Origin of the sequence: Streptomyces gilvosporeus (genome assembly GCF_002082195.1) — a bacterium.
Taxonomy (GTDB): Bacteria; Actinomycetota; Actinomycetes; order Streptomycetales; family Streptomycetaceae; genus Streptomyces; species Streptomyces gilvosporeus.
The window spans coordinates 8453321-8469484 of sequence record NZ_CP020569.1 but is presented as its reverse complement, the minus strand read 5'-3'; the positions used below and the strand labels follow the sequence as shown (position 1 = coordinate 8469484).

The following is a 16164-nucleotide window of genomic DNA, read 5'->3' as shown; positions in this document are numbered from 1 at the left end:
CGCATCGTCGATGCCGGTGCGGGATCTCCTCGTGGAGCCGGCCCAGCAACTGCCGAGCCGCCCCACGATTCCCACCACACAATGGCCCCGACCTCCCTCAGGCCGGGGCCACCGCATGGTGTTGGGCGCCAACTCACGCCGTTTACTCTGCTCCTACCAGGCCACCGGCAGCCGCTCGGGAATGCGCTTCATGAAGCGGGTACGCCATACGAGTTGGTCTACGGGGACTGCCAGGTGCAGGCCAGGCATGCGGGAGGTGAGGGTCTCGATCGCTCTCTCGATGTGCTTCTTCCCGAGTGGGACGGCGGGGCAGTAGTGCCCGCCGTAGCCGAACGAGAGGTGAGCGGCCGCGTTGGGTCGGTCGATGTCGATGGTGTGCGGGTCGGGGAACACGCTCGCGTCGGTGTTAGCGGCCTCGACCAGGACGAGGACGAGTTCGCCCTTCTTGATCTCCGTGTCGCCGAGCTGCATGTCTTCCATGGCCAGGCGGGGCAGCCCGTCGGCGATGGACAGGTTCACGCGCAGCAGTTCATCCACGGCGGCCGGTATCCTGCCGGGCTCCGCGCACAGCCGAGCCCATATATCGGGGTTCTGAAGGAGCGTGAAGACGGCCATGGTCAAGGCGCCCATGGTGGAGATGACTCCGGCGCCGAACATGGTGACGCCGACGGTGGCGAGCATCTCGTCGGTGAGGTGTGCATAGTCGGGGTCACCGCGGAGGGCGGCGAGTTCGGCCATCAGCCCGTCGGTGGCGGGGTCGTTGAGCCGTCCGGTCATATGGGCGATGTCCCGGTCCCAGTTCAGGCGCGCCCCGGTGATGGGGCAGGCCGAGTTCATGAACGCGATGTCGAGACTGGATGCCAACAGCGGTGCGTCATCGCGGGGGATGCCGAGGATGTGGCAGTGGAGGTGTTCGGCATAGGGGTTGGTGAAGTGTCCGCGCAGGTCGATCGGCGGGCCGTAGTCGAGGATGCCGTCGATCAGGTGGGCGGCGTGGTCGGTCATCCACTCCGTCAGGCCGCCGGCCTTCGGGTTGATCGCCTTGAGTACGGCCTTGCGCAGACCGGCGCCGGTGATGTTGCCCATGTTGTTGACCACCTCGGGCGGGATGGTCAGGGCGTACTGCCGGGGAACGCCGGGGGCGGAGGTGTCCTTGAGGCTGAAGCGGGGGTCTTCGAGCACCTGTCTGCACAGCTGGTAGGAGGAGACGAGCCACGCCTCGTCCCCGGCGATGGTGCGCACCCGCGTGACCGGGGTGGCGCGAAGCCGCTCGATCTCCGGGGGAAGGCGGTCGCCGCGCGGGGAGAACGGGAAGTCGATCAGGGTCGGGGCGGTCGTCACTGGTCGTGTCCTTCGGTGGTGGTGCCGGCGGGGGTGATCACGGCGTGGCCCTGGTTGCGTGTGGCGCGCAGGCCGTGCCCGCGTGCGTACAGGAGGTCGGCCATCGGCAGTGCCTGGTGGTAGCAGTTGAGCGAGGAGGGGACGCCCATGATTGCGGGGGTGTCGATGAACAGCGGCGCTTCGGCACAGATGTAGTCGAGGCAGACCTGGCGCTGACGGTCCGTGGGCTGCTTCCCGTCGAGAACCTTGCTGGTGAGGAACCGGACCACGAGCTGGTCACAGACTTCGCGGAATCCCGGGTCGGTGGACAGCCGATCGTCGAGGCTCTCGCGGATGACCCGATAGGCGGGGATGTCCAGCAGCGCGGACATGGGGCGGCCGCGGAGCCTGGTGCCGTCCGGGTCGAGCGCGGCGACGGCGGCGGTCACCTTGGCGCGTACACCGCGGAGGTTCTTCACGGCCTTGCGCTGGGCGTCGAGAGCCGGATATCCGAGTGCCTCGTACATGTCGGCGACGTGCAGATCCGTATAGATGAGATCGACCTGGCGGAAGTTGTCCAATCCCCAGGCGGCGAGGCTGAGGACTCGCTGATGGGTGAAGTAGGAGTTCCCCGGAGAGATGCCGATGACGGCGTGATCACCTTCGTCGGTGATGACTTGGCAGTGCGGGGTGTACGGACGGACGTGAAATATCTCGGTCGCTGTCGTCAAGAGACGATGTCCCCACGTGCCGCTAGTCCCTGGGAACCCCGTGTTCCCGGTGTGGCGGCGACACCGGAAACATACCCGACTGTCGGTTCCTAAGGATGCCGAACCAGGCAGTAACTCGCAGGTCAGGCCGCCTAATTGAGTTCATACGGCGTTCACAAGCGCGGCCTGGCGCTCGGCCGGCGCCGGGGCGGGATCGTTGAAACGACAGAAGTTGGTGAGCACGGACCACAGCCCCCGACCCGCACGAGCATCGGATGGACGCCCCACAAGCCCCACGACCGGCAACGTGACGATGGCGGCTCTTCCCGGCATGGCTCAACCGGGGACCGGCTCGGACAACCTCGGACGTTAAGATCCCTTTCCGGTCGATTCGGCCGGAGAGATCACATGAGGAAGGCCGTCGTGGCACGAATAGAGCTGTCGTACACACCTACAGTTGAGGATTTCCACGAGGCATTGGGCGCACGGGCCAAAGCCTCGAAGTCCGCTCGGCGCACGCGCTGGTTGCTGGCCGCAGCGACCTTCTTCCTGGCTGCTTCGGCAGTACTGAAGTTTGTGAAGGACGGCAGCGTCGATGTGCCCGTCGTTGCTGGGTTTACAGTTCTTGTCCTGCTCGGGCTGGGTGGCCAGACCCGCCTCCACGCGCGCAGCTTTCACCGGCTGGCGGCCACCAAGGGCGAGCAGCACATCGTCATCGACGATTCCGGTGTCACCGTCTCGACCGCCCATGCAACCCACACCCTCACCTGGCAGGCAACACCCCGCTACGCCGAAACCCCGGGAATGTTCCTCCTGCTGAGCGGGGACAAAAACGCCTCCACCATGACCCTGCTGCCCAAGCGCGGACTTGGTACGGCAGCCGACACCGACCGGCTGCGTGCCGTCCTGGACCAGCACTCGTCCCACGTCGGTGCGGGGCAAGGCCGTCCCGTTGCCTGAGATCAAACGGCGACGGCGCGACGCGCGCAATGCCCCTTCCCCGTCACCCCTGACAACCCTCCGTAAAGGTAATTAACAAAGCACTATTAGTAGTCGGCGGTCTCAGACCTCGGTCGGCGGCGCACCGGGCCACACAGCAGACACATGGCCTCCGCGCAAGTTCAGGATGCAGTACCGCGCCACCAGCGGTAACGTGAACGTAAAAGGATCATTCGACTTCATCAGAGGCTTCATAGGCCTGGTAGCCGTCGATCGTTCGTTCCTCGAAGGAGCTCAGAGCATTCTGACGGCACCCTCAGCGCGTCAATTGCTCTTTATTTTCCGGTTTCTGATTGGGAAATTGGAGATTCTGGGGCCACGAAAGGGAAGCTGATGAATCAGGCGGATACGCTAATCGGCATAGAGAAGGCCGAGGTCGGATATCGCGAAGGCTACTCGAACGGTCATTACAACAACCATCAGAAGTTTTCCCCCGCAGTTCCCGGGCTGGAGTGGTCGCAGAACCAGGCGTGGTGCGAGACCTTCCAGTCGTGGGCATTCCAACAGGCCCAGGAGAAAAGCCTCGCTCCGGTCACCGCCTCCTGTGCAACGGCTGTCAACTGGTACAAGAGCCAGGGCAGTTTCTCGTACTATCCCGCGATCGGGGCGCTGGCGTTCTTCGGCCCAGGCGGAGGCAGTCACGTCGGGCTGGTCTACAAGTACGACGCTGACAACGCGTACACGATCGAAGGAAACACCAACGCCAACGGGTCGGCCGAAGGCAACGGTGTATACCTGAAAACCCGTCCCCGAAGGGACGGTTACCTCTACGGTTACGGACTGCCGGCCTTCACGGAGGGTGTCGTCACGGCCGATCCCGGTTTGAAGGGCAAGGCCGGCTTCACGTACCAGGCCACCGCCTCATCCGGTGCGGTCGGCTCTCCCCCTACGACGCCCGTGGAAGCCGCGTTGCCGTGGGTGTCCTCGAACCAGCTCATCTGGGCGGCCGCCCACTCCGTGACCGAAGAGAAGGTGACGGAGACGGGCAACAGCAATCCTGCCGACGATGTGGCACTGGTGCAGGACGCATTGGAGAAGGTCATGGGTGTCGCCCCGGGCGACCCGCACGGCGTGTTCGAAGCCGAGACGCAGCAGCTGTACGACAGATTCCGCAAGGAGAAGCTGGGCTACTCCGGGGCGGAGGCCACAGGTCTCCCCGGAACGCAGTCGCTCGTCGAACTGGGGAAGCGGTCGGAGCTGTTCAACGTACGCGCAGGCTCGACGCCGGCTCTGGCGCTGCCGTGGATCGACATGAACCAGGTGGTGTGGGCCGCGACGCACAGCGCCCAGGAGCAGGAGGCGCAGCCGGCCGGGTCTGCCAGCGCGAAAGCCGATGTGACCCTGGTGCAGGAGGGGCTGGAGAAGGTCATGCATACGGTGGTGACCGATCCAACCGGAATCTTCGAGCAGGCCACGCAGTCCCTCTACGACGACTTTCGCCGGACTGTGCTGCATTTCACCGAAGGCGATGCCACGGGGACACCGGGTGAAGCGTCGCTGAAGGAACTCGGGCAGCGCTCGGGACTGTTCCAGGTCCGGGTCGGTGCCACGCCTACGGGCAGTCCGACGAGCGGCACGAGCGTCGGCTTGTCAGGGGAAATCGACCCGAAGGAAGTGACGTTCAACCGGTACGTGAACGGTGGCACCCTCGAGGAATGGATCACGCAGGGGTGTTCGGCGGCTGGAGTTCCCGCGACCAGCAGCTGGATAAGTGGGTTCAAGACTGCCGCAGTGCGCGAGGCATCCGGAAACCCGAATGTCTGCAACCTGTGGGACAGCAACGCCAAAACGCCGCACGGCTTCAGCGAGGTCCATGACTTCGGAGACGGTCAACAGCGCACTGGGCCACCCCAGAAGATGAACGGCACGCTGGCCCCATTCCAGTGCTCCCGGGGTATCGTGCAGCTGATTCCGCAGTCGTTCGCGTCGCAGCACGTTCCCGGTACATCGGTGAATATCTACGATCCTGTGGCATCGATAGCTGCCGCAATTGGGTGCCTCCGCAACAATCACGGCGTTGCCGCAGACGGCTCCAACCTCGCCTCGAAGGTCCAGCAGTTCGATCCCAACCGGCCGCGCAGGGGCTGGGCCTGTTGATCAGCCCGGTTTTCGGCAGAGACAGCGACATCCAGTCATACGACGCTATGAGCTCTTTCTATAGGGGTCCATGTGCGTTCTTCACATTCAGGAGCTCACCATGCTCAAAGGTATCGACGTATCCAGTAACAACGAGTCGTTCAGCATCAGCGGAATGGACTTCGTGATCGTCAAGGCCACCGAAGGCCACACTGTCACCAACCCCAAGCAGAAGCAGCAAGCGGCGATCGCCCGGTCCGCCGGACTCGTCGTCGGCTTCTACCAGTTCCTGTGGCCGGGCAACGTGGACGCACAAGCGCAGTACTTCGTCGAGCAGTGCGACAGCCACGAAGAGGACATACTCGCCGTCGACTGGGAGACCACCACGTCCGGCACCCGTGCATCCAGCGACGAGAAGGATGCCATCCTCCGCAAGATCAAGGCGCTGCGTCCCAACCACCGCGTGATCCTGTACTGCAACCGGGACTTCTGGCTCCACCATGACACGAGTTCCTACGCGGGCGACGGGCTGTGGATCGCCGACTACGACAACCCTCCCGGCCACCCCCACATCACCGCGCCCTGGCTCATCCACCAGTACACAAGTAAGCCCCTCGACACCAATGTCGCCCGATTCGACAGTCGTGCGGCGATGTCGCAGTGGGCCAGCGGCACCACGGTCCACACCCCGGCGTGACCCCGCCCTCCAGAGGGCATCTGAGCTTGGCTCCGTATAGGGACGCAAGCGCCACCTGGCCACCGACACCCGCGCTCGGGGCGTTCCCCGTAGCTGCTCATGCGCTCCTTCCCCGTACCTGCTCATGCGCCTTGGCTGACGGCGGTGACGGGGTCTGCGGCAAGAGTCAGCGGAAGGCAGCGGCGTGATCGGACACCCATGTGCGGTAGGTGCGTGCCGGTGTGCCGGTGACCGCTTCGACCGTGTGGGTCAGGGCTGGGCGAGGGCCGGCGAGCATGTCGGCGTAGCCGTCGAGGAGGGGGTCCACGAACGAGTCGGGAAAGGTGTCGTCGGCCAGGAGCCGGCGACGTGCTGCCTCGTGGGGCAGTTCCTGCCACTGGAGGGGGCGGTTCAGCACCTGGCCGATGGTTCGTACCTGCTCGGCCTGGGTGAGGACTTCGGGGCCCGTCAGGATATGGATGGCGCGGTCGTGTCCGTCTTCGGTGAGGGCGTGCACGGCCACGGCGGCGATGTCCGCCTCGTGGAGGAGGGCCATGGGCACGTCTCCGTAGGCGCCGTGCACCACGTCTGCGGTGCGGATCTGAGGGGCCCACCAAAGGGTGTTGGCGGCGAAGGTGCTCGGCCGCAGATGCGTCCAGCGGAGCCCGGACTCCTCGATGAGCTGTTCGACGCGCCCATGGGATCGGCCCACGGGATGGGGCTGCCGCTCGGGAGCCAGTCCGGTCTGGACAGCGCCGGACGACAAGAACACCACCCGCTGGGCGTGCCGCTTGATGACGTCCACGACTGCCGCGGCCGGATCGGCATGGTGGAAGGGCCACATCAGGAACACCGCGTTCGCTCCCTCCAACGCCGCTTCCAGCGCCGAGGGGTCGCCCAGGTCGCCCTGCCGGATGTCGACGTCGTCGGGAAGTTCTGCCGCGGCGGGGTTGCGGGTCAGCGCCCGTACCGTGCCGGAGTGCGCGGCGATGAGTTGGGAGACCACCTGCCGTCCCACGTTTCCGGTTGCTCCGGTGACGAGGATTGTGGTCTGGGCTGCCATGAAGCTCTCCTTGCCTGTTGCCGTGTCGGCGCTGGTGCCGTCACCACGGTCCCTGCTGGGAAGCGGCAGCACCACCCAGCTGGTCGCTGGCGCAGGAATCCGTCATGGAATAGCGTCAATCGATGGATACCGTCTCGATGGATACCGTCTCGATGGATGCGACTGACCGCGGCCTGGTCCATGCCCTGCAGATCGATGGGCGGGTCTCGTTCCGCGCCGTGGCCGAGGTACTCGGTGTCTCGGAGAACACTGTCGCCCGGCGCTACCGGCGGCTTCGGTCGTCCGGTGTGCTCCGGGTCGTCGGTGTGGTCAACGGGGTGCGGCTCGGCTACAGCTCCTGGACGCTGCGAGTGCGGTGCACCCCGGATGCGGCCGGCTCCATCGCGGCCGCGCTGGCTGCCCGGCCCGACACCTCGTACGTGCACCTGCTCTCCGGGGGAACCGAGGTCTCCTGCAACGTCCAGACACCGACCGCCGCCGAGCGCGACGCCCTGCTCCTGGACAAGCTCCCCCGCACCAGCCGCGTCACCGCCGTCTCCGCACATCTACTGCTGCGCGCGACGGCGCTGCCCGCCACCTGGGCCGGCTCTGCCCACCTCACCGAGGAACAAGTCCGCAGGCTCCGTCCCACGTTTGTGCCGTCGACCACCGAGGCAGTCGCCCTTGACGAGCAGGACCGGGCCATGCTGGGCATCCTGGCCCGTGACGGAAGGGCCGGCTACGGCGAGCTCGGATGCGCCACGGGCAGCGCGGACTCCACCGCCAAACGCCGACTGGACGCACTGCGTCGCGCCGGAGTCCTCACCTTCATCGTCGACATCGCCCCCGCGACGCTCGGCTTCTCCACCGAAGCCCGGCTGTGGATGTCCGTGCAGCCGTCCAGGCTCGCCGATGTGGCACGGGCCATGGCCGACCACCCGGAGGTCTCCTTCGCGGCCATGACCACAGGTCCCAGCAACCTGGTTGCGGCCGTCAACTGCCGCGACGCCGAAGACCTGTGCCGGTACCTCACCGAACGCGTGGCTGCCCTCGATGCCATCCACTCCATGGAGACCGCCCCCGTCATCCGCACCCTCAAACGCGCCGGAACCTGCACCCGTACGCCCCGCTGACCGTAACTGCCGGGGTGCCGACCGTCTCGTCCGGCGTGGTCACTCTCCCCCACCCCGCGATGGCCGCCCGCTGCATCGGGACGTGAGCGTGTCGGCGGGCAGTCCCCCACGAGCGACGACCGTGTCCCTGGCTATCCGCGGCCAGCGTGCGCAGAAGCGTTCGGGAGTTGCGAAGGGCGGCGCCCCCATGCGGAGACGGTGACTTGCGGGATGTCGATGAACGCCGGGTCGTCCAGCAGGCCGGCGAACTCGCTCAGGTCAGCTTCGGTGACGAGGCCCTCGGCCAGGAGGGCAGGGGCCGCCTGGGCGATGAGGGGACGCCAGCGGTCCTTGTCGAGTCCTCCCATGCAGCCGAGATTCCCGGTGAAGGACACCTCGGTCAGTCCGCTGCTGGCGAGCCGGGCGGGGAGGCTGCGTGCCCAGGTCATGTCTGCGCCGTGTTCGCGGTACATGCGCTGATAGCCGGCCAGGATGCGCTGGACCACGGGGAAAGAGGAGGTCTCGGCGGGCAGGTGGTAGGGCTCTTCGATGACGAGCCGGCCGCCGGGGACGAGCCAGCCGGCGGCCCTTTCGACCATCGCGTCGCGGTCGGGCAGGTGGCAGTAGAGGTAGCGGGCGTGGATGAGGTCGAAGCTGCCGGGCGCGTAGTCCTCGCACGTGATGTCGGCTTCCTGGATCTCCAGGTTCGTAGCCTGGCTCGCGTCGAGATGACGGGTGTCCAGGTCGACGGCGACCACACGTCCGTCCGGACAACGTCCGGCGAGCCAGTAGGCGATGGAGCCGGCGCCCGCGCCCAGTTCCAGGCAGTTCCAGGAGGGTTCGATGGGAAGGCCGTCGAGGACGCCGGTGGTGAACGCGTCGACGTTGGTTTGGATGGACTCCAAGCGGTCACGTTCGCGAGGGCCGTCATTGCTCAACATGCCAGTGTTCATGCCTGTGTTGTAGGGGGCGATGGCGGCAGTCTGCCGTGTCATGGGTGTCGCCTCTTCGTGGTCGACGGTCGTGGTCGTGGCCGGGGCACGATGATGATCGCATCTGTCCGGCGTGGCGGGGCCGGATGCGGTGGGCGGCAGGGCCAAGGAGCGGTGGGTGATATGGGCCTCCCCACGTGCACTCCCCCGCTCCCAGCAGGCGTGAGGCGACGCCCCTGGATCGCAGGTTGCGTACGCACCCGCGAGGTCGTCCGCGGGAGGCACCGGCAGAACACCGCATGCAGGCATCGCATGGCCGCGAACTGAGCCAGGCCGGGCCTACTCCGAGGATTCGCACAGGCGCACCGCGAGGGCGGCGATGTCGTCGTCCAGGCGTCCTCTGCTGTAGTGGAGGAGGTCGCGGTGGAGAGCCGCGAGCAGTTCGTGGGGCGGCGTCGGGGGCTGTCGGCGCATCCAGTCCGCCAGCGGGAAGAACCCGCCGTCGCGGGCACGGGCCTCGGCGACCCCGTCGGTATAGAGAAGCAGCAGGTCACCGGGGGCAAGCTCGAAGGTGTCGATGGTGTAGTGATCGCCGATCAGCTCCGCGAGGTTGAGCAGCGGCGAGGGGCTGGTGGGCTTGAGGGCACGGAGTTCCCCGCGGTTGAGGAGCAGTGGCGGGGGGTGTCCGCAGTTGAGGATGTCGATACGCCTGCCCCCGTGCGGGATCTCGACAAGAAGGGCGGTGGCGAAGCGCTCCATCGGCCCCTCGGGGGGATAGGCGGCGTTGTAACGGGTGCTGCTGGCGTCCAGCCGGCGCGCGACGCTGACCAGGTCGGCCTCGCCGTAGGCCGCCTCCCGGAAGGAGTTGACGATCGCCGCGGCCGCCCCCACCGCCGGCAGGCCCTTGCCCCGCACATCACCGATGAGCAGCCTGACCCCGTATCGCGTGTCGACCACTTCGTAGAAGTCCCCGCCGATACGGGCCTCCGCCGCTGCCGCGAGATACAGCGACTCGATCTCGACGTTCCCGCAGCGGCGCGGCATCGGACTCAGCACCACCTGCTGCGCCGCGTCGGCGACGAGCCGCACCTGAAAGAGGGTGCGCTCCCGCTGGAGCCGGACATGACTTCCGTACGCGGCCGCCACGGTGACCGCGACGATCCCGCCGGCCGTCCACCACGTCCCCAGACCGTGGAACACGATGCTGAGGCCGATCATCAGAAAGAGACAGACCGTCCCCAACAGCACGGTGGGGAGCACCGGCCACATGGCGGCGGCGAGGGCCGGTGCCGCGGGCAGGAGGCGGCTGAAGGCCATCTCCGGGGGCGTGGCGTATGCCAGGCCGGCGATGACGACGGTAAGGATCACCGGCGACATCCGCACAAGCCTCCCGGGGCCGCGGCGACGACGGAGCCTCGGCCGTCCAGACTCGATCACACTTCACAGAGTATCTACGCAAAGGAGACATAGCGCTCTGGCGGATCGAAGTCGGCCGCCCGCTCCTACAAAAGCGGACTCGATCGGGCAGGGGTCCGCTCCCATCAAAATCGAACATACGAGCGATATGGAGGCGCCCCTCGACGGCATCCCTGGACGTGGCGACCGTCGGACGTACCGCTCTCAGCGCCGGAGGCTGACGCGGGTCAGACGGGACCGCGCTTCCTTGGCGGTGAGCCCGAGGGCCCTGCCGATCGTTTCCCAGGACGGTTCGTCGGACTCCACCGCGGAGGCCGCCTCGCGCCCGATGCGCCCGACGAGGCGCTCCAGTGCCGCCACGGCCTTCAGCGCTGCCAGCGGCGCTCCGGCGGCGAGGGCGTCGAGCTGGTCCTCCAGCCGGTGCAGCAGGTCTTCGACCTCGCTGGGCAGCGGGACCGAGCGGGACTCGACGTCGGCGATGTGCTGGGCCCGGTCGTCGCGTGGCCCGGAGGTGTCGAGATCGCGGAAGCCGTCGCCATCCTGCTGGGTCCAGTCGATCGGGTAGAGGTTCGCCCCGCGCCAGCCGCACGAACACGAACCCCGCGCCGTATCCGCCCGCGGTCGGCTCAGCATCCCGTCGTAGGCCCACCACTCCGTGGTCCGGTGCATAGGGGAACCACTCCCGATGTCCGGAAACACCGGCTCGGGCTCGCTGCCGTCGGCCGGCACTGCCCCCACCATTCCCTCGGCCGGCGGTCGGCCAGTAGGCATGAGAGGAGGGTATGGGTCCCATGGCGGCGTTGAGGTTCAACGTTCCATGTGCACTCGGGGCGCCGATGCCGACCGCGCTCCATCGCCCAACAGCCGGACCACATGGGTCAGTTGCTCACGCGCGACGGCGGTCGGCGCCTTCCGGTTCTCCTCCGCAGGTCGTTCTCCCCGTACATCAGAAGTCGGATCAAGTTCGCCCTGCGGGAGGATTCGCCGGCATGGCCCGACGCGAAATGGTCGTTTCTTCCGGGAAGTTGATCGGAAGGATACGGACATCGTGCGAATACGACGCTTAGCGCCGGTGCTCGCGGTAGGAGTGACAGCAACGCTGCTCCCCGCCCTCACCCCGGCGCAGGCATCCGCTGCGGCCCCGCTGCAGAGATTCCAGAACCAGCACCCCGCATGGCACCGTTGCGGCGCCTCAACGCCCGCCGCGTACCAGTGCGCGACGATCGATGTACCGCTCGACTACAGCCACCCCACCGGCAAGACCATCAAGCTGGCCATCTCCCGTATGAAGGCCGGCGCCTCGGGCAAGCGGCACGGCGCGATTCTCTTCAATCCCGGCGGGCCGGGCGGCGAGGGTCTGTCCATGCCGGTCATGATGAACGAGACGATGCCCAAGGAGGTCCGCGAGCACTACGACCTGATCGGGTTCGACCCCCGCGGTGTGGGCCGCAGCACTCCGATCACCTGTGGTCTGACGACGGCGGAGCAGAACTTCGAACACCCCTACAGGCCCGAGACGTTCAAACGTGACGTCACCTGGGCACGGACCGTCGCCGACAAGTGCCGCGCCGAGAACGGCGACGAACTCCGGTACCTCACCACCCGCAACACCGCACGTGACATGGACGTCATCCGCGCCGTACTGGGCGAGAAGAAGATCTCCTACCTGGGCTTCTCGTACGGCACCTATCTGGGCGCCGTCTATGCCCAGATGTTCCCCCGCCGGACCGACCGCTTCGTACTGGACAGCTCGGTCGACCCCGCCCGGGTCTGGCGCGGCATGATCCAGGTGTGGGCGCAGGGCACCGAGCCGGCGTTCACCCGCTGGACGAAGTGGACCGCTCGGCGCGACCACACCTACCACCTCGGCGCCACCCCGGCCGCGGTGAAGAAGGCGTTCTGGGACTTGATCGCCCGAGCCGACCGCGATCCGATCCCGTACGAGGGCGAGAAGCTCAACGGGGACGACATCCGGGCCGTGCTGCGTCGCCAGTTCTTCAGCCCTGAGCAGGCCGCCAAGACCGTCGCCGGCCTGAAGAAAGCCGCCGACGGCGCACCCGCCCCGCACCACTCCGCGACGCCGGATCACTCCCCGGGCCGGAGCCGCTTTGCCGCGTCCGACGGGCAACCGCCGGCCGACAACTCCTCCGCCGTCTTCTGGTCCGTCGTCTGCGGCGACACCGCAGCCTGGCCGCGCGATCCGGACCAGTACCGGCGTGACGCGATCCGGGACAAGGCCCGGTACCCGCTGTACGGCGATTTCGGCTCCAACATCACGCCCTGCGCCTTCTGGAACAAGCCTGCCGAGCCGGTCACGGCCGTGCACAACGACGTCGGCGTGCTCACCGTCCAGAACCAGTGGGATTCCCAGACGCCGCTGGTCAGCGGTCTGGGCATGCACCGCGCTCTGAAGGGGTCGCGCATGGTGTACGTCGCCGGCGGTGAGGGGCACGGCGTCTACTCCGGGGACCCGCGCGCCTGCGCCAACCGGGCGGTCAACGCCTACCTGAGCACCGGACAACTCCCGGCGCAGGACCTCACCTGCAAGCCGTCCGCACACCAGAACGGCGCCCCGCGCACGGGCATCGTGCCGACACCGCGCCCCGTACCGGGAGCGCCAAGCTTCTGACCGCGTCGCTCAGCGGGCCACTCCCGCATGAGGTCTGGCTGTGGCCACGGCCAGACCTCATGCGGGATACGTGGATCGGCGGGCGGCGATGTCCGGCTTCTGCGATGCGACCGGTGCCCGGGGGCCGAACAGCGGCGTACCGAACCTGGTGTGGAAGGCACGGCTGCGGAGCACTGTGAGCGCCACGATCGCGCCGAGCAGGGCGAAGGAGTGGATCCTGCCGACCACCGGTGCCAGGTCGACGGGCAACTTCAGCGCCCACACCACGCTCAGCGCGGCATCGAGCAGCTGGGCACCGCCCCACAGGACGGTCAGTCGGCGCAACGCGGTCCGGAATTCGGGCAGTTCGCTCCAGGCACGCTCAGCAGGCTCGGCACCGTCCGGCCCGCGCAGCCGGCGCCCGAAGTGATACGCAAACGGCCGGGCCGCGAACAGGGTGCTTACTATCCACAGCCCCAGAACGGCAGGGATGGCCGCGTCCTTCAGCAGCATCACCCGTGGACTGCCACTGATCGCGGACAGCCCCGCCGACACCGCCAGAAGCACGACCACCAGCACGTCGAAGAACTCCACCCGCCGCCGCACCAGAGCCGTTCCCAGCGCGTGCACCGCCGGTACCGCGCCGCTCAGCAACAGGGCCTGCCACTGGGCGACATCCCGCGCCCGTAACACGTAATACACGACCAGCGGCAGAAGAACGGTCATGCCCAGCGACAGGCCCAGGGCGCGCCACCGTGGCGCCTGATACCTCTGCACGGTCTCCACGAAAGCCTCCAGCGGTCCGGCACCGGACGCTCCGGTACTTCGGTGACCTGCATCGACGCTAGAAGCCCGGTGGGTGGAAAAGCATCATCCCCCGGGTCGGTCCCGTCCGGTCGGCCCTCCACCCACCTACTCCACCGTCCCTCCACCCACCCACTCCACCGCTGGGTGGAGCGAGCGGCCGACACCCGCGCACAATGCCGTTGCCGACCGCCACGCGCTGTGACACGCTGCCGGGCGTGATCGCTGCTGAGAGGTCGAGCTGCCTGATCGTGACGGGGATGCCCGGGGCAGGGAAGTCGACGGTGACCAGACGGGTCGCCGAACGTCTGCCACGCTCCGCCCGGCTCGACGGCGACCAGATCAGCAGGCTCGTCGTCAGCGGTCGAGTCGGGGCCCTGGGCAAGCCCGCCGACGAAGCGGCGCGGCAACTGGAACTCTGCAACCGCAACCTGTGCATGCTGGCGAACAACTTCTCCGACGCCGGCTTCACCCCCGTCATCGACTGGGTGATCCCCGACCGCAGGCAGCTGGACTTCTTCGTGGGCCTCCTGTCGGCCCGGCAGGTCCTGTTCGTCGTCCTCGCGCCGGGCATCGAGGTATGCCGGTACCGCAACACCCTCAGGGCCCCGCACGAACGGTTCTCCTTCGACGGCTACGACAGACTCGACGCCGACATGAAACGTGAACTCGGCGATGCGGGCTGGTGGTTCGACACCGCGGACCTCGCCCCCGACGAAACCGCCGATCGGCTCCTCTGCGAAGCCCGCCACCGAGCCCCGGTGAACTGACCGGCGCACGGCTCCATTCACATGGGCTCGCGGGGTCCGTCCGTGGCTCACCTCCTCATCGGCTGTCTCCCACGGTCTGCCTGACCTCGGTCTCGGTCCCCGTCCCGCGCCGCACCTCGCTCAGCCCGGTGAGGTGATTGGCTCGCAGTGCAGTGAGCACCCCGAGCGCGGAGACAGCAGTGAAGCCAAGCAGGAGGTAGCGCGCGGAGGTCAGCGTCGAGGGGCCGCCCAGATTGACCAGCAGGCCGGCGACCGCCGCGCCGAACGCCGTCGACATCGTGAGCACCGTCGCGACCGCCGCGGCGGCCTTCTCTCCCTCCTCCTTGTTCGACGTGCTGCTCATCGCGGCAACGGACAGGTGGGGCATGGCCACGCCGATCCCCGTACCGGCGAGAAGAAGAACCGGCAGCCAGGCGATGACCAGAGGCAACGGTGCATCGCTGCGCTGTAGCAGAGCGAGCACGGCGAACCCCGCCGCGAGGAGTCCGGGACCGGCCACCCGGAGCCGTCGAACCGTTCGCTGCCGACGCGCCGAGGAGCTGGCGACCTGGCTCAGCGACCAGCCGAGCGACAAGGCCGCTCCGAAGAACCCGGCAGCGACCGGCGGCAGCCCGCCCAGGCGCTGACCGAACAACGGCAGGAACGTCTCCACGGCTACGCCGGCCGCGAGGAACACGATGGTCAGGTAGACCCACCGCAGAGCGGAGCCGGCCTGGTAGGTCGGGCGCGGTAGGACTCGGACCCGGCTCCGCTTCTCCGTCACCACAAAGGCGATGACCAATGCCAGTGCCAGCGCGATGAACACCGCCATCATGACCTCGTTCGAGAGGATTCCGGCGACGCTCACGGCGCCGGCGGACCCGATGACCGGCATCAACGAGCCCAGCGGTACCGGAACCGCCCCCGCCGCAGCCCTGCCGCTGCTCGGCAGCGCTCGGGGGACGAACGCCGCCATCACCCCCGAGACCACGGCCAACACCACGAACGCCGGCCGCCAGGAGCCGAACTGGGCGAAGAGGCCGCCCAGAGTCGGACCGACGAAGTTGCCCAGGCCGAACATGGCCGAGATCAACGCGCTGCCCCGTAGCCACAGTTGGCGCGGCAGCGCCGAATAGATCAGGGCGAGCCCCAGGCCGGTCAACAAGCCCGCCCCGAGTCCCTGCGCGCCCCGGCCGACCAGCAGCACCGGCATGGTCGGACTGACCGCACAGACAACCGACCCGACGGCGAAGACGCCGAAGCCGATGAGGTAGGAGCCGATGTTGCCGCGCCTGGCAAGAGTTCGGCTCACGAGCATGGTCGCGACAACTTGTGCGGTCAGGAAAACGGTCATATTCCATGCGTAGAGGCGTCCCCCGCCGATGTCCGCGACCGCCGTCGGCAGCAGGCTCGCGGCCAGATAGATGTTGACGGCGCCGACCAGTACGCCCCCGGCCAGCACCAGAACGGTGCCTGAATGGCGCCCGAGTTCCCGCCACGATCCGACGCTCCGACTCTCGCCCACTTGCGCACTCCATCCCTGGATTACTTGCTGTGAGTTACTTCGTGTCAGGCATCCTGGCGGAGCGCGGGGACCCGGTAATCCGGCAAAACGGACGTGATCTACGTCACATCTCTGGAGCTGGTGGCTTCGCGTACCCCGGACGAGCTCGCGCCGCAACGCGAGGCGGCACGGCGTCAGATGGGCCTTGCTCCTTGC

At 67.5% G+C, this 16164-nt stretch carries 14 protein-coding genes; 6 read left to right on the top strand and 8 right to left on the bottom strand.

Annotated features, from left to right (window positions below; translation table 11 throughout):
- Positions 1 to 153: 153 nt before the first annotated feature.
- Both B1H19_RS37535 and B1H19_RS37530 read right to left on the bottom strand, forming a co-directional pair.
- A complete protein-coding gene (locus tag B1H19_RS37535) occupies positions 154 to 1341 on the bottom strand; it encodes a cytochrome P450 (RefSeq protein WP_083109316.1) in 1188 nt (395 codons plus the stop codon).
- A complete protein-coding gene (locus B1H19_RS37530; protein ID WP_162500703.1) occupies positions 1338 to 2051 on the bottom strand; it encodes a cyclodityrosine synthase in 714 nt (237 codons plus the stop codon). The genes B1H19_RS37535 and B1H19_RS37530 overlap by 4 nt, the downstream gene beginning before the upstream one ends.
- A gap of 402 nt (positions 2052 to 2453) precedes the next feature.
- Between B1H19_RS37530 and B1H19_RS37525 the strand changes: the two genes are divergently transcribed.
- The 3 genes from B1H19_RS37525 to B1H19_RS37515 all read left to right on the top strand — a co-directional run bounded on the left by B1H19_RS37525 (position 2454) and on the right by B1H19_RS37515 (position 5802).
- Positions 2454 to 2990 (top strand): YcxB family protein, encoded by a 537-nt coding sequence (locus B1H19_RS37525; protein WP_159028236.1) that lies wholly within the window; start codon positions 2454 to 2456, stop codon positions 2988 to 2990.
- 372 nt (positions 2991 to 3362) lie between these two features.
- Positions 3363 to 5126: a hypothetical protein gene (locus B1H19_RS37520; RefSeq protein ID WP_083109313.1), complete on the top strand. Its 1764-nt coding sequence runs from the start codon at positions 3363 to 3365 to the stop codon at positions 5124 to 5126.
- Between the two features lie 100 nt (positions 5127 to 5226).
- Positions 5227 to 5802 carry a glycoside hydrolase family 25 protein gene (locus B1H19_RS37515; protein ID WP_083109312.1) on the top strand — a complete coding sequence of 192 codons (576 nt, stop codon included), beginning with the start codon at positions 5227 to 5229 and terminating at the stop codon, positions 5800 to 5802.
- 166 nt (positions 5803 to 5968) lie between these two features.
- Here B1H19_RS37515 and B1H19_RS37510 read toward each other — a convergent pair whose 3' ends face one another.
- Positions 5969 to 6844 carry an NAD(P)H-binding protein gene (locus B1H19_RS37510; RefSeq protein ID WP_083109311.1) on the bottom strand — a complete coding sequence of 292 codons (876 nt, stop codon included), beginning with the start codon at positions 6842 to 6844 and terminating at the stop codon, positions 5969 to 5971.
- Positions 6845 to 6966: 122 nt separating this feature from the next.
- Here B1H19_RS37510 and B1H19_RS37505 point away from each other — a divergent pair, with 122 nt between their 5' ends.
- Positions 6967 to 7956 carry an Lrp/AsnC family transcriptional regulator gene (locus B1H19_RS37505; RefSeq protein ID WP_237289737.1) on the top strand — a complete coding sequence of 330 codons (990 nt, stop codon included), beginning with the start codon at positions 6967 to 6969 and terminating at the stop codon, positions 7954 to 7956.
- A gap of 131 nt (positions 7957 to 8087) precedes the next feature.
- Here B1H19_RS37505 and B1H19_RS37500 read toward each other — a convergent pair whose 3' ends face one another.
- From B1H19_RS37500 to B1H19_RS37490, 3 genes are all read right to left on the bottom strand, one after another.
- Entirely contained in the window at positions 8088 to 8840 is a 753-nt protein-coding gene (locus B1H19_RS37500; protein WP_237289736.1) for a class I SAM-dependent methyltransferase, read from the bottom strand.
- A gap of 366 nt (positions 8841 to 9206) precedes the next feature.
- Entirely contained in the window at positions 9207 to 10244 is a 1038-nt protein-coding gene (locus tag B1H19_RS37495; RefSeq protein WP_083109310.1) for a PP2C family protein-serine/threonine phosphatase, read from the bottom strand.
- Positions 10245 to 10487: 243 nt separating this feature from the next.
- Positions 10488 to 11054: a hypothetical protein gene (locus B1H19_RS37490; protein ID WP_083109309.1), complete on the bottom strand. Its 567-nt coding sequence runs from the start codon at positions 11052 to 11054 to the stop codon at positions 10488 to 10490.
- 277 nt (positions 11055 to 11331) lie between these two features.
- Here B1H19_RS37490 and B1H19_RS37485 point away from each other — a divergent pair, with 277 nt between their 5' ends.
- Complete coding sequence (locus tag B1H19_RS37485) at positions 11332 to 12912, top strand: alpha/beta hydrolase (RefSeq protein ID WP_083109308.1); 1581 nt, start codon at positions 11332 to 11334, stop codon at positions 12910 to 12912.
- A 57-nt stretch (positions 12913 to 12969) separates the two neighbouring features.
- Here the strand turns inward: B1H19_RS37485 and B1H19_RS37480 are convergent, their stop codons facing one another.
- Positions 12970 to 13677 (bottom strand): VC0807 family protein, encoded by a 708-nt coding sequence (locus tag B1H19_RS37480; RefSeq protein ID WP_237289735.1) that lies wholly within the window; start codon positions 13675 to 13677, stop codon positions 12970 to 12972.
- A 194-nt stretch (positions 13678 to 13871) separates the two neighbouring features.
- Between B1H19_RS37480 and B1H19_RS37475 the strand changes: the two genes are divergently transcribed.
- Positions 13872 to 14465: an AAA family ATPase gene (locus tag B1H19_RS37475; protein WP_083109306.1), complete on the top strand. Its 594-nt coding sequence runs from the start codon at positions 13872 to 13874 to the stop codon at positions 14463 to 14465.
- Between the two features lie 55 nt (positions 14466 to 14520).
- On the opposite strand, the gene B1H19_RS37470 is transcribed toward B1H19_RS37475, so the two are convergent.
- Positions 14521 to 15969: an MFS transporter gene (locus B1H19_RS37470; protein WP_203237302.1), complete on the bottom strand. Its 1449-nt coding sequence runs from the start codon at positions 15967 to 15969 to the stop codon at positions 14521 to 14523.
- Positions 15970 to 16164 lie beyond the last annotated feature (195 nt).